The organism is Pseudoalteromonas sp. McH1-7 (genome assembly GCF_013366255.1).
In the GTDB taxonomy this organism is placed as follows: domain Bacteria; phylum Pseudomonadota; class Gammaproteobacteria; order Enterobacterales; family Alteromonadaceae; genus Pseudoalteromonas; species Pseudoalteromonas peptidolytica.
Genome location: NZ_JABWPQ010000006.1, coordinates 90431 through 106170 on the forward strand (window position 1 = coordinate 90431; position 15740 = coordinate 106170).

The 15740-nt window shown below is 42.5% G+C and carries 6 protein-coding genes; all 6 read right to left on the reverse strand.

Annotation, left to right across the window (positions count from 1 at the left end; all coding sequences use genetic code 11):
* Positions 1-3: 3 nt before the first annotated feature.
* The 6 genes from HUZ36_RS06130 to HUZ36_RS06155 are packed head-to-tail and all read right to left on the reverse strand — an operon-like array spanning position 4 to position 15282.
* Entirely contained in the window at positions 4-648 is a 645-nt protein-coding gene (locus HUZ36_RS06130; protein WP_128732714.1) for an acyltransferase, read from the reverse strand.
* Complete coding sequence (locus HUZ36_RS06135; RefSeq protein WP_176032360.1) at positions 641-1951, reverse strand: MFS transporter; 1311 nt, start codon at positions 1949-1951, stop codon at positions 641-643. The genes HUZ36_RS06130 and HUZ36_RS06135 overlap by 8 nt, the downstream gene beginning before the upstream one ends.
* 1 nt (position 1952) lies before the next feature.
* The gene (locus HUZ36_RS06140) at positions 1953-3551 is read right to left on the reverse strand and encodes a hypothetical protein (RefSeq protein WP_176032361.1); all 1599 of its coding nucleotides are present in this window, start codon (positions 3549-3551) and stop codon (positions 1953-1955) included.
* 2 nt (positions 3552-3553) lie between these two features.
* Complete coding sequence (locus HUZ36_RS06145; protein ID WP_176032362.1) at positions 3554-8233, reverse strand: non-ribosomal peptide synthetase; 4680 nt, start codon at positions 8231-8233, stop codon at positions 3554-3556.
* Positions 8233-14334 (reverse strand): type I polyketide synthase, encoded by a 6102-nt coding sequence (locus HUZ36_RS06150; RefSeq protein ID WP_176032363.1) that lies wholly within the window; start codon positions 14332-14334, stop codon positions 8233-8235. The genes HUZ36_RS06145 and HUZ36_RS06150 overlap by 1 nt, the downstream gene beginning before the upstream one ends.
* Before the next feature lie 27 nt (positions 14335-14361).
* Complete coding sequence (locus HUZ36_RS06155; protein ID WP_176032364.1) at positions 14362-15282, reverse strand: glycosyltransferase; 921 nt, start codon at positions 15280-15282, stop codon at positions 14362-14364.
* Positions 15283-15740 lie beyond the last annotated feature (458 nt).

A 15740-nucleotide genomic window follows, 5' to 3' on the forward strand; every position in this document is an offset into this window, starting at 1 on the left:
TCGCTAGTCTAATTGTCGAATAAACTGAGCCGGGTTGCCTGCAAACATCGTGTTGGCAGGCACGTCCTTTGTTACAACACTTCCAGCTCCGATTACCGCATTGTCTCCAATTGTTACGCCTTTATTGATGATAGCTCCATAGCCTACCCAAACATTGTGACCGACTTTTACAGGTTTAACGATGAGTTTAGAGACTTCGTCTGGGGCGTTTCTGTTTGTTAGGGTGTGTCCATCACAGTCCATGATGACAACGTTTGGACCAAATAAAGCATTGTCGCCAATTTCAACACTTTGATAACTCACTATAGCCGTTCCTTGTAGGCAGGCATTATCACCAATACGTATTTTGCCGCAGGCGTAATCGGGGCGTTTTACCGCGGTAAGTTTTACAATATCATTGGGAAATGCGGCTGCACTACTGGAATCTAGTAGTGCGTCTTTGCCTATTTTAATCGAGTCGGTGAACGCTTCTACACTGATCTTTGAAGGAAGAGTAGCCGTATTCTCATATATTTCGACATAGCTAAACTTTGGTTTGCCCAAAATGTTGGGCTTCGAAGCAAATATTTGATTGCTATCATGTATAAGGTTGAGCCACAAGTGTGACTCCGTGCTCTGTGGAAAGGTATGGTTCAAAAATTTAGGCATTATGTGGTACTTCCTTTAATTTTGTAGCCTGATTAGCTATCGCTGATGAAACCTTGCCCATATTTCTAATTTTTACTGAAGCTAAGCCAATAATACAGATGAGCGTTGTGGTTACTCCCAATAAGGTTGTGATCTGTGACACTTCAAATCTATCTAACAAAGTACCAAGCAACATTGAAGAAAGTGGGATCAAGCCATGGATAGCAAATAATACCAGAGCAATCGCACCTGATAGTTTCTCAATTGGGACATTTAGCTGATACCAAGTGGTACCAGCAACAACAGTAAAACCTGCGGCACAGCCAATGGCAACTAAGCTGATGCAAAGTAGTAGGAGTGAAGACTGAAAACCAAGCTGGATAAATACAATCGCAGTAAGCAAATCTAGTACTAAGATATATTTTCCTAAATTCTGCATATTTGGCTTACATATCGCAACTAAAGTGGCACCGATGAAGGTGCCGATCCCTTGGCTTGCCAATAAATAGCTTAATGCCGATTCATCCATATTTAAAGTTACCTTAACAAGGTAAGGAAGCATGATAAAAAGCGGCCCATGAATAAGGATGGAAATCAACATTAAATACAACAGAATAATTTTAAGATTTGGATGTGTGAAACTATATTGAAAGCTTTTGAGCATCGATCGAAAGACAGATGAGGATGTCATAGACTGCTCTTTATCTTGATGACGGATTTTTAATGTACAGCATGCTGCTAGTGTCACCAGTATGGCATCTAGAAAGAATGCCACAATAAGATGTTCAATATTTGTACGAAATAGCCCATTAACTTCTAAATAAGATTTTATGCCTAGCAGGGAAAACCCCACTAATACAGGTGCACAGGCTTGGATCACAAAACTGCTACCCATTGTCAGTACGTTGGCTTTTAGAATATGTTCAGGTAATACGATACGAGGAATAAACGACTGATTTGCAGGAAAACCAAGGGCGGAAAAGCCTCCCGCAAAAAGTGCGAAAGAGATGAGTAACACGAGCGATGGTTCATATAGGTATAAGCTTAGTGCAAACAGTAGTGTACTTAACGCAAAGCCAAAGCGTGATATCTTGATTACGAGCAGAGGAGAGTATTTATCTGCGATTGATCCTCCCAACAATATAAACAAACTATGCGGTATACCAAAGCACGCCATGATCACAGCAAGGGTTGTTGGATTGTTATTGGCAACAGACAGCGTTAACCATGGCAGGGCGATAAGCGTAAAATATGCACCTATCTGGGTTAGCATAACGCCAACCCAATGAAGGTGAAATTCACTATTTTTTGATAGTGAAGGCATACTACTTTATGCTTCCTGATTGGCAAAAACCAACAAAGCGCCACACATCATATTGTTTTGATTTCGCGGGCACTTCATTACGAGTCCACCATTTTGCTTCAAATAACGCATGCTGATAAACCGCTTTTTGTTTCGCTCGGTAAACGTTGTTGCTTTGCCACGAGTTAATATTGTCACATTTTAGTGTAGTGCTCTGATCCCCAGTCCAGCTGGTTGAGATTTCAGGCCAAAATTGTAAGAACTCAATACTTGGTGCAGGAGTTCGTGCCCGCTCTTTTTCTTCAGCTGTCCAACTGCGATTTTGTTCTTGATGGCATGTCTGGCAAGTCATCGTATTATCGCTCCATTGCCTATTCGTTCTGATGATCAAAGGTGTATCGTCAGACGGGTCGTCATTGTTCCACTGCGTATACAACTGCTCCATGTTTTGCTCTCTAAGTAGCCACTGTGCTTGACCTTGAGTCCACTCATGCCAATGAAAATCAGGCCAGAATTTTGCCCCTAGCAAGTTTCTTGCAGTATCAAAATCACCAGCTTTTATCGAATAGTCCATAACAGTCGTTAAAAAAACTAAGCGATTGAATGAAAATCTAGGATCATCTCCACAGCTTCTAAACAGCAGATCTTGGTTACAAATACCTAACCCTTGCATTAAATAGCCGTAGCCTTTGAAAAATCGAGGAGGCTCATTAAAGTAACTGGAGGCAAGCGTTATCGAATGGAATCCGGGGCTTACTGAAAACCACTGTTCATGCTCTTGATCTATCAATGAGCGGCTTAGCGTATCTTGATGTACTCCAGCTAACCAGCGCCTAGCTAAGGTAGTCCAGCCGCCAAGAATTGAAGAAAGTCGCATTGTTTTTTTGGTACTGGTTGGTTGCTTGGCTTGTAACTCTATTTCATGAGATAGCAAAATAGCTCTAGTACTGTAGAAGCCAGTAAGGATGAAATAATACAGTGTATTTGGATCAGAGTATGATACCTCACTACCTAGCCAAAGCCTTGAACTAGCGACAAGGGTCAGTGTCATTACATTGCCCGGATCTGTAATTAAACTTTCAACGAGTGCGTTGCCGGCGTCAACGCCTTGCTCTGGTTGGACATTAAACGCATGGTGGAACTGAGTATGCGATGCAAGCTGCTCATTTACATTAAGGCTATCGTAAGCAAGTACTTGATTTACTTGCCTGCCAAGCGTTTCACGTACCTGATGTGCCCAAGTATGAAGGGTAGCCACTTTTTCTAGGCGTTCAAGGTAATAGAGTGCAACTATGCTATGTTCTAGCGATGTTGGTGTAGGGGATTTGCTGGCGATAAGAGAGCTGGACAAATATCTTATCGCAGCCAGTGCGATGACGTGCTCAGCATGTGGGTTTTCTAAATAGGTAATTTGAATTGCATCATCAATGGTATGACTACTTTGCTGTGTTACAACAGTACTCAGTTGTCTATTTACCGCATCAAACTGCGTTTTGGTTAGCCCTAATTGCTGATGATACAAGTCAGTGTCGTAAAATGCTTCAAGTTTGAACTCTGTATTGTTGCTACTTGCAAGTGCGAAATTGCAAAATGCAAATACCATTAAATAAATATATCTCATTGCTACATTCCTTTTAGATTGTTTATATATTTTTCTATAAGTGTTGTTATTTGTTGTTCGTTAAATAGCAGTGCGCTGTAACCGACAAATACATGTTGCTGGCCTTGCTCGAAATAAGTTGATATGTACAAACTGTAAGGGCTTGACATTGTTTCGTCAGATACAACAAATGGAATTGTGTGCTTGAGCTTGGTGTGCCAATCTTCTAGCTTGGTGACAGTATGGGGGTTACTTGAGGTGTTTAGTTCACCTTGGTAATTGAAACTAAAATCAGCAGGTTGTAATACTGGTAGTGCTGATTTGACTTTGTCATCTGGATTTAAGTGCGACAATGCGTAGTATCCAGTCGCGTTGTGAGGGGCAGATGCCAAAAAGGTATCGATATGCACAGCGGTACTGTGTATTGACTCGAATGCGCATGATTCAAGAAGCAAATTCACCGGTGAAATTAAGTAGCCCACGATAGCTTCGGCAGAAACACCAAGGTACTGGTTGAAGCGATTGAATTGAGAAAGCTCAATGGCAACTTCGTTAAGCTCGAAAGTTGTTTTCAGCGCGTTTGCCAGAGCGGCTGTGTGTATAGTGGATTGTGAAATTCCAAGTTGTTTCGCGCTAGCACTAATTTGTGCACTGAGCCCTTTAGGGAGCGTAGAGACAGTATGGCGCTGAGCATCTCCTTGATTGGCTTTCATCACTTGCTCTACAGGGAATAGCCTGTCGCTTTGCTGCTTTGCGGCCTGCTGCCAAAAGGCAATATCGGCTTGCCACTTACCCGAACTAAAGGGTTGACTAAAATAGTCATAATACGCATTAGCAAAGTCGATATAACGATCTTTTTGGAGCTGGCATGTTGTGGCTCCAGCTTTTAAGGCGGTGATAATACGTTCTAAGTGTCGTGCTAAAACCTCCATACTAAAGCCATCAAAAATCAAATGATGTAGTGACAGTGTAACAAATACACTGTTACCTTTCTTAACATAAAATAATCTTAATAAGCTTGATGTTAAACGGATTGTTTGTACTTCTTTTGTGATAAAGGCCGCGACTTGATCAAGCGCTAAATGGGATAGATCAAAGCAAATTTTTTGAGATAGGGTGACCTTTACACTTTCAATATATTCGTTACTTTTTTTGACATCAAACCTTGTTCTAAATGCAGGGTGGTGGGAGATAAGTAGAGTAATTGCGCGATTGAGCAAATCAAAGGTTAGTCTGTTATCTTCATCCACAAGTGCCATAGAGTGATTGACAACCCATAGGTGATGCTCTCCCCCCATCGCGAGTAAATATTGACGATTTGGTAAACTGGGGAGTGGGATAATTTCCTCATCTTGATAATGGTGCTCATCAAGGCGCAAATCTAGAGTCACTAAATGCTCAGACTGGGTTTGCTCGACAAGGTCGGCCATGTGATCTAAGCAAGGGTTTTGGATAAACGCTTTTATTGTAATAGAGATCCCTAACGTATGATTGATGCTTGCAATTAAGTCAATCACTTGAATTGAGTTACCCCCAAGCTCAAAAAATGACTTAAACGGATCAAAAACATCAACGTTTAGCTTACGTTGCCAAAGCTGTACGAGCACTTTTGGATAGTGTTGAATCGTACCTTGTGTAGTTTGCTCGTGATTCTCGTATTTACTTTGCTTGGTCAGAGCAAGTTTATCCGTTTTGCCGTTCGGGGTCAGTGGCAACTGAGGTAGTGTTGTGATTTCAGCAGGTTGCATAAAGTAGGGTAGTCGCTCTGCGATATATTGGCGTAACGCGACGAGGTTTATCTCTGTGTTTGGCTTCAAAACGATAAAAGCAGAGAGTTTTTCTGTTTGGCTTAACACGATAGCAGCCGCATCAATATCAGGGTATTGAGAAATCGTATTCTCAATCTCTGAGATCTCTATTCTAAAACCATTTAGCTTAATTTGTTGGTCGATACGTCCTTGATATATTAATCTGTCGCAGCTATCTATCTTGACTAAATCTCCTGTTTTGTAGGCACTAATGTGACCCTGATCGTGAGCAAATGAGATAAACTTATCAGAGGTTTGCTGAGCTTGGTTCAAATAGCCATTAGCGAGACCATCACCAGCAATCAATAATTCTCCGGTAACACCTCGTGGTACAAGCTGTAGCTGCTGATTAACAACATAGAATTGTGTATTGGCTATCGGTTTGCCTAGGTGGATGTCGTCATCATGACCTAATGATGCAACTGAAGACCACACCGTAGTTTCTGTCGGCCCGTACATATTCCACAAAGCAACAGCCTGTATGTTCAGGTACTGTTTTAACTCCAAGGGAAGTGCTTCTCCACCACTTAATACTGTCGTGTTTTCATGCAATTGCACATTAAAACTTTTAAGCATATTTAGTGAAGAAGGAGTCGCTTGAATAAAGTTAACCCCTGCACGATTGATTAATGACTGTAGCTGCTGCGGATCTTTGCTTTGAGCGTTGGTGGCCAAGTGCACGGTACCACCTACGAGCAGTGGTAAATATAGTTCCAACACATGAATATCAAAGGAAATTGAAGTGATTGCTAGGGCTGATGTGTGTTCATCAAGCGCAAATGTTTCTTGCATTGCGTATAAAAAATTTCGTAATGCAAAATGAGATATTGTTACGCCTTTTGGTTTGCCAGTAGAGCCTGAGGTATAGATGATATATGCGAGAGAGTTGGCCGTAATACCTACTGCAGGCAGGTTTTTTTCAGTATTGACATCAAAATTTGCCTGCAAGCATTGCACGGTGACATCGAATGATTGGCAATGTTCTAACAATACGGGATCGCACAAGATGAGTTGCGTATCCGAATCGTCTACCATATGGGCAATTCTGGCGGTGGGGTAGTTAGGGTCTAATGGTAGATACGCATGACCGCTATGTAAAATGGCCAACATGGCAGCAACCATGTGTACTGAACGATGACAATATACACCAATAAAGCAGTTTGCCTCGAGCGACTGGGTTTGGATAAGTGCTGAATATTGCTTAACAAGCGCTTGCAGCATTTGATAACTGTATGCTCCAGATTGGTCGACTATGGCTATTTTATCTTTGTGGCGAGCAAAGGATTGCTGTAGCGCAAAAGGTAAAATATCGCGGTGGCTATAATCTCGCTGTACACCTTGCCAAGCCTGTTGCAGAGTTGCTTGCTGCTGCGGCGCGATAAGTGTGATAGCAGACATAGGTTGCGTCGCGTTTTGAAGTAAAGTATCTAAAACATTAGAAAAATTCTCGGCGAGCCGTTTGATGGTTTGATGATGATATAAATCACACGCATATTCCCATTCCAACAGCAAAGAATCTGGCTGCTCAAAAATATCCAATGTTAAGTCAAATTTTGCTTTGCGAAATTGTGTCTTTGTTGGGGTGATTTCTATATTTTTTAGCGTGGGCACAATCGGCTTCATATTGTGCATAGCAAGGAAAACATTAAATAGAGGAGGCTGATTGTGATGCCTAGTAATGGGTAGCTTCTCCAATAACACTTCAAATGGCAGGTGGGCGTGTTCAAAAGCATCTGTGGTCTGAAGTTTTGCTTCCTCCAGCAACTCAGCAAAACATTTATTAAAGTCAATATGCTGTCTCATGACAACTGTATTGGCGATAAACCCAATGAGTGTTTGTAATTGAGCATGATCGCGATTGGCAACGGGTGTACCGATGACAATATCGGACTCGTTACTGTAAAACGCCAGTAGCACATTAAATACGCTATAAACCACGGTAAATGGCGTACAAGCATGTGCTTTGGCAAATGCTTTTATACTTGAAAGCTGACTTCTCTTTATTGAGCTGGTATAAAAATGTGCGCGAAGATCAGAGTGAAGTGGCCGACTGTTATCGCAAGGAAAAGTGACATTCGTGGCACAGCCTTCAAGCTTTTTTTGCCACCACTGGCTAAGTAAGTCTAACTGCTTTGGTGTTAATATCGCTCGCTGCCACCTTGCATAGTCAATGTAGCTGATTGACTCCGGCTGTGGCTTGTAAGCTGTCCCATCAATTAATTGTTCGTATCGTTTTGCTACTTGCTGACAAAATAGTGCAATAGACCAACCATCAGCAGCAATATGGTGGATCACAAACACAAAGTAATAGGCGTGAGGAGCTTTTTGAAAAACTTCGACACGAATAGGGCTTTGGTGGCGCAAATCAAAGGGGGTCTCTACACGCTGTTGAATTGCGCTAAATATTGCCTCTTCACTTAATTTTGTACACAAGTGCAGGCGATAGACGTCAGCACTGGCAGGTGCTTGACGTTGCACTATGGTATTCTCTGTTTTTTCATATTGTGTCGTGAGCGCACTATTACAATCAATAACTTGCCTCAGCGCCTGTTCAAAAGCTACTTGGTTCAGCGCGCCTTTGAGCGCAAATATTTTAGTAAGATGATACTCAGTAGCGCCTTCGCGCAGGGAGTCTGCCAGCCACATACGCTGTTGCTGAAACGACACCTCAGCTTGTTTAACAGCATGGTTTGACGAGATAGGCTGCGCCAGCTGTTGTATCAGTTGTTTTAGCTTATTACGCTTAATTAGTGAGATAAGGTTTTGCTTCTCAGCCTTTATTTCGTCAATGAGTGCGGCGCTTGGTTGAGTTTTGGCGTGTAACTCAAGTTGCTCATCAGCACTTAGCGAAAATGAAATCCCAAGTGTACGGCATTTTTCAATTAACTGTTCCATTACAACATGACCTTTACAACTTGCTCATCGGTAACGGTATCGATAGCTGACAGCTGCTCATTGTAAAGCGTGGTAATAAAGTTGGTCAGTTTTGCCACCGAGTCATGCTTCATAACTAAAGAAGCGGGTAACGGATCATCACAAAGTGCTTGTAATCTTTGCTTAAGTTCGATTGCCATTAACGAGTTAAGACCGTAGTCGAACACGCTAGCACTACTCTCAATGTTATTTGCGTCTTGTAGCCCAAGTACAGTAGCTAAATCACACTTTATCCGACTTTCAATTAATGTTTGTCGAGCCGCTGAATTTGCAGCGTGTAATTGGGTTTTGATGGGATCTTCGTTTTGCTCTGGTGTTGATGTCTGAAAGTGTGAAAACACTGTGCTGCCAGTCGCCAGTTTGGCATCTTGCCAATCAACTTTAAAAATACCAATTTGCGACATCGCACTGGATATTGTGCGTTCTAGCTCTTCGATCCCTTCTTTTGAGGTGAGTGGATACATGCCAGCTTGTTGCATTGCTTGCTGTTCTAATTCAGAAAGTTGTGCCGCCATTCCCGCCTCTAACCAAGGACCCCAGTTTAAGCTAAGCGCAGACTTTCCTTGCTGTCTTCTTGCGATACACAAGCCATCCATAAAGGCATTCGCAGCCGCATAGTTTGCTTGTCCCGCCCAGCCAACAATAGCAGCGATAGAAGAAAAACAAACAAAGTAGTCTAATGACAGGGCGTGAGTGGCAAGGTGTAAATACCATGCACCATTAACTTTTGGTGCCAGCACTGAATACATGTGTTCTGCACTTTGGGATGAAAATGTTGCATCTTTTAAGACACCAGCGGCATGGAAAACTCCTTTTAGTGGCGCACCTGAATGCGCAATATGCTCGATGACTTTTACGACATCGTCGTACTGGCTAATATCAGCTTGAATGTATTGAATAATACACCCCGACAGTGCAGCTTTTTGGATTGTGTCGTTTAGGCTATCGCTAAGGGCGCTTCTACCTGAAACAAAAATATGCTTTGCCCCTTTTTCGTATAACCAGTTCACAATCTCAAGACCAATCCCTCCTTGCCCTCCAGTAACTAGATAACTGCTCTTATCAAATTGCTCTGACGGTGTATGCCGCTTACGTGCAAAAGTCGGTAATGTGTCGAACTTAACTGACAAATATTCCGCTGCTAGCTCAGTCGGCAGGGCATTAACAGAAATGCAGTCTGAGGGTTGTTTCAGTACTCGGTCATCATTGTTGAGCAATTCAACGATTTGTACTGTCAGTCCATGTAGTGCGTGGATAGATTGGCTGTTATCTAACTGTATGGTTGGCTTGATAAAAGTATAGTCATCATGACTTAACTGTGTTGTTGGTGGAGGAGTGATACAGATGATATGGGCACCATAACATAGTCTCGCCTGTATCGAATTTGGTATGCTCGTGGCCGGATCTAGCACTAAAGTTGCAATTGATTCAGTTGTCTCACTCTTGTCTGTGGAGTCAATAACATGCACAACGCGCCCTGCGATCTTTAAACAAGATATCGCGACAAAGCTTTCAATGGTGGACGGATTAAAAAAGCTGACAGCAGTGGTTTGTGTAAGCAGTGTTTGCACTAACGCCAAAGCTCGGTGTAATACAGCTAAGTGCTCAGTTAACCATGTCGCACTTATGTCAGGCAGTGACACAAACGGCAAAGCGTCATCGATATAATTGGTTACACCAGCATTGGCGAATACAAGCTTAGGTTTTGTGTGATCCGCAAGCTGATAAATAAAGCAGCTTGGTCTATTGCTTAATGCTGCTCGACTAATTGATACCGCACGGACGGGGGTGATGGCTTTGTCATCATTCTTTTGTGCATAAGCCACCCAACAGTTGTCATCCATGAGCCACTGGTAATGGCCGGTGGGCGTTGTGGAAATGGTGAAATCTTTTGACTCAGTGCAGGCCTCGGAGCTTAAGTGGGCAAGTTTTTGTACGAAAACATCGCCATGACGGATAGCCATTTCCGTATCGTTCAGTTGTTGTGCGAGGAGCAGTTGCTTAAGTGTTTCAGCACTAGAAGGCTTAGCGTCAATATCGAGTAAGGTTACTTTAAATTGTTGGTTTTCTGTAGAAAATACTCTCAGCATACCCCATATTGCGCTTTGCAGCGGGTTAATTTCTGTGTCTCCAGCACCTTGTGAATGTTTGGTGATAATCACGATTTCTAATGACTTACCCCAATTGACAGCTTGGATAGCTTGAAAATAATGAAGTGGCGCAACTAAAGCACGTTCAATAACCGTTTGTGAGAGGCTACCATGGCGCATTTCTATATTTGCTAAATGACGAACATCAACAATCAAGCGCTCAGTGTGACTGAGATAGGGTTGTAGTTTTTCAATGAGTGACGCTGAGTCATCATCTGACGTGATATGCACCACTGAGTTATTTTTAAGAACGTGAAGAGCCGAGAAATCAGTATTTTCAGCTAAAATACTCACGGTATTTGGCTGAGTATCTCCTGCATCCTGCGTTACTGGAGCGTGTTGCCAATTGTAATGATATTTGAGCTCCTTTAATGAGTCTAATTGATGTTGAGTATTAGGTTTTAACTCAATCCCTTTAATGGCAACACAGAGCTGGCCGTCCAAAGTATAAATATGGAGATCGCCAATGCAAATTGGATCGCTGAGAAGGGTAATGTCAAGCACTGAAAAGCAACGATTTGTGGGCTTTTTGTAAAAGGTAAACTCGCTGATTTTAACCGGTAAGTAGGACTTATTAACAAGTTGAAAAAAGCTCTGAAAAGCGCCATCAAGTAACATTGGGCTTAGCATAACTTGTGAGTCATCTTGAGACTCACAGTGTATTTCGACGATGACTTGTGATGATGACTTCCAGCACTGTAGTACACTTTGAAATTGCGCTTGGTAATTCATATCAAGCTGGTGGCAATGGGCGTAGAAGTCGGCCTTACTTATAGCTTGTGGAAATTGTTGTATAGTGTCGCTTAAAGTGTCACCTTGATGGCAGCCTCTTTCATGCGTATCTAAGGTAAAGCGGGATTGTTGATGCCAAGTATCAGCCTCTAAACTAGACAATGAAATTGTCCCGTTTTGAGTATGGTAGCGAGTCTCTATGGTAATATCTTCATCGCCAAGATACAGAGGCCGATTAAATTCAATGTCGCAGAGCGTGAACTGAGCATGTGGCTCTGGCTGTTGCGTGCGGGCAAATTGTAGTGCCGCTTCAACATAGGCTGCACCAGGATAAATCACCTCAGTACCAACTTGGTGACCTGACCAATATGGCTGTTTTTTCACGTTAACTTTGATTTGGAAAATGGGTTGATGACTGAGTAACTGTTGACCCAGTGTGGGTAAACAGAAGTCAGAAAAAGCATCGCGTTTTTGTTTGTTTTCAACCCGTGCGAGTTGAACATCAGGATGTTCAAGCCAGTATGATTGGTGCTGCCATTGATAATTAGGAAGCTTGATAGTGTGATTTGGAAAGCAGTTTATTGCGTTGAGTGCCAGCTTAGGAGCTAACAAACCAGATACCGCTAATGCGCCTAATGCGGCTGCAAACTGGACTTCATCGTCTTCATTTCGAAGGATAAGCGGTGTGGTGAACACAGAAAGGTCTGAAGCAACTTGCTTGATCACGTTACAGAGCACGGCGTGAGGGCTTATTTCAATAAAGTTTCTTACTCCGTTATCAAGCAGTGTATTTATCGCTTTTTCAAAATAAACAGGTTCGCGGACGTTCTTCGGCCAGTACTCAGCGTGCCAATCTTGCTGTTGGGTAAGTGAGCCTGTCACTGTGGAATACAGTGCAATGCTCGGCTCAGATGGAGACAGAAGGGCTAAAGCATCTAACAACGGTTGCTCTAGCTTATCCATAACAGGGCTATGATAGGGCACGTCAACATTGAGAAACTTTGCAAACTCGCCCTCGGCATCTAACTGTGCTGCAATTTCACTAAGTGTGTCGGTATCACCAGCAAGTGTGACGGCGGTGCTACTATTGATAGCTGCGATAGAGACTTTGTTTGGATATTCGTTACAAAGCGTTTGTGCTTGTGCTTGCGAAATCCCAACTGCCAGCATCTTTCCCTCACCTGTGGTCGTTTGCTGTAGCCGACTACGATGGTAGATGATGCGAATAGCGTCTTCGAAGCTGTACACTCCAGCGCAATAGCTTGCGGCAACTTCACCGGCGCTATGGCCAACGATGGCATCGGCTTTGATACCGTATGAAGTTAACAATTGAAACAAAGCGATTTGACAGGCAAATATTGCAGGTTGTGCATACTGGGTTTCATGGATCTCGTCACCGCCATTGTGCATTTTATCGATCAATGACCACGACACATAGTGCTGCAATGCGCTATCAACTTTATCTATCTCTTGTTTAAATATTTTGCTGCTGCAATACAGGGCTTTGCCCATCGTTTGCCAAGTAGTTCCCATACCGGAAAAAACCAAAGCAGTAGGAGATGATGCGCTCTGCTGAGAAGTTGCACTTTGAAAGACTTTATTGGGGCGCTCGAAAATGAAGTCTTCAAGTTGTGCCATCAAAGTCTGCTTATCTTTGGCTGTGAATACCACTCTGTTTTTAAAAGCGGTGCGCAATAGTACCGAGTTACGGCAGAAGTCGGGGAGCTCATGGGTTGCTAAAGGCGCTAAATAGTCTAAATACGCTGAGACTTGCGCTGTCAATGCCGCTGCCGACTTTGCACTAACAAAAAGTTGTAGCACACCTGCATGATCGGGGTTTGAGGTATGGGTTAGAGTTGCTTGCTCTACCACTACATTTGCATTTGTTCCACCAAATCCAAATGAATTCACAATTGCACGCCGAGGTGTATCGTCGGCTCTATCAGGCCAAGGCGTATTTTCCGTGACTACTTTTATATTTAACTGTGCCTCATTGATGTCTGGATTTATGGTGTGACAGTGCAGTGTTTTTGGGATTACACCGCTATTCATTGCATTAATTGTTTTAATTAAGCCAGCTAATCCTGCGGTGGGCTCTGTATGGCCGATATTACTTTTAACTGAACCTATTAGGCATGGCATTAACTTGTTATCTCGAATGCCCAAAACACTACCCAAAGCATTGACCTCGATAGGATCACCCACAGCTGTGCCAGTGCCATGTGCTTCGGCATAATCAATATCCTGGCCACTCAAACCTGCAAATTCTAATGTTTTTGATAACAAACGCTGCTGCGCTAGACCATTTGGTACTGTGATCCCATTTGTTTGCCCGTCTTGATTCGTGCCACTTGCCTTAATAACAGCTAGGATTGGATCATGATCATTGATTGCATCCGCGAGTTTTTTTAATACCACGACTGCAACGCCTTCACTTCGAACATAGCCATTCGCGTCACTCGAAAAACTTTTACATAAGCCATCAGGTGAAAGCATAGAAGCTTTGCAAATGGACATTGTCATTTCAGGTCTAAGCAGCAGATTGACGCCACCGGCAAGTGCTATACGGCTATCTCCGTTTAGGATTGCCTTACATGCTAAATCAAGCGCTACGAGTGATGAGGAGCAGGCGGTATCGAGAGTTAAGCTAGTACCATGGAAATCAAAACAATAAGACACTCGGTTTGCCGTCAGCGTCATCGATGAGCCCGTTGCTGAGTGACTTGAAACGTAATCATGTGCGCAGCTTGCAGTTTGCAGTTGCTCAAAGTCGTGCATAAATTGCCCCATGAATACGCTGGTGTCACTGCCTTTTAATTGTTCGATGTCTAGCCCTGCGTTTTCTAGCGCTTCGTAAGTTGCTTCAAGTACCCAGCGTTGTTGAGGGTCAATATATGGGGCTTCTTTTGGTGAAATGCCAAAAAATGGGGCGTCGAATAATGATAAACCAGATAAGAATCCACCATTTTTTACATACATTTTCCCTGACTTTTCACGATCGCTGTCATAATAGGCACTAATATCCCAGCGCTCTTTTGGTATTTCGGTGATGCCATTACCGCCAGCCAATAAAAACTGATGAAAGTCAGAAGGTGCATTGTTGTCTCCGGGGAGCCGGCATGAAACACCGATGACAGCGATGTCATTGCTTGGCATAGTTGCAGCTTGATTGTTGTTCATTGTTATTACTCCAAAATACGGTGGTGTTTACATGGCTTGGCTAAATGATGTGGCATGGGCTTGGCTGAATAAAATACCCTTCAGCGCATCATTGGGGCGAGTGTGGGCGGTTAGTATGTCTTGCCAACTCATTCCTTGTTGTAGTAGGTACGTTGCAACCGAACAGTGTTTGTCGTGAATATAGTTGATATTTTTTTTTGCACTTTTATAGGTATCAGCTTTTACTTTAGGGTGTGGGTAATGAATTGCTTTTGCATCAGTGATGAGCTCAAATTTAGCACCTATACCGTGGAGCCTAAGTGCTAATTCAACATCTTCACCCCCCCAGCTTGTGAAATATTCATCAAAGCCTTCGATGTCAAAAAGCGCTTGTGTTTTGCACGACGCGTGACAAGTCCAAAAGATAAGCCAAGGTTCAGCGATATACTGTAGTGACAACCCATGAGTGTGTAAGTAAGGGGCGCGACAATCTTGAAATTGGTCTAAAAAAGTGTGATCAGCAAAAATATTATTATTGGATAAGCGATGCTTAAAAGCCCGTATACTGGACTCTTCGAGTTCTTCAAACCCAAAGCACAGTCCAATTAATACATCAATGTTACTCGACTGGTATTGCTTCAAATGTTGGGCTAAACATGATGCTTCTGCAATGACACCTGAGTCCAAAAATAATACATGCTCAAATTGCGCCGCTAATATGCCGATATTTCGTGCTCGAGCAACCCTAAATCCTTGATCACTTTGAAAGTAGTAATGTATCGGTAGCTTATCTGTGTATGAGTCAACAATGTCTTTTGTATTATCGTTCGAGCCGTCATCTACCACGATAACTTCAAAGAAAACGTTACTAAGAGTTTGTCTTTCTAAACTCTGTAATGTGAGTTGTAATAATTGGCTGCGGTTATAAGTGGGAATAATAACGCTGATCCCTGGTCTCCAATCTTTCATTTTTATATTCCTTTGAATTTGCAATCGTCGCAAAAGTTAGCACCGAAATTGGATACGTTATTTTTAATATGTGAATTATTGGTGTCAATATGTTATTCGGTTTTTTCAAGTTGTTATTTTATGTGTATTTAGTAACCTAATGATTATTAAGGTTGTTGTTTTTTTGTTCGTCTTTTTTGGTTGAATATTGTTCATCAATGAGGTTCGATATGTATGTGGTTAATGTTTTTTAAATTGGGAAGGTGATTTATTCGTGTTATGTTGTTAATCATTTTCAACACCAGCAGGGACACTGTAATGTGAAGAGCTTTATGGGTAGCACCTGTATGCGTGTATTAACATCGTATTTGCGTTTAATAGCGAGTTCTTTTATTGCCTGTATTGATGCTTACCAATATGAGTTTACAACCAATTCTTAACTTCGAGTCGATACCTTTTATGGTCTTAATAAACAAGTT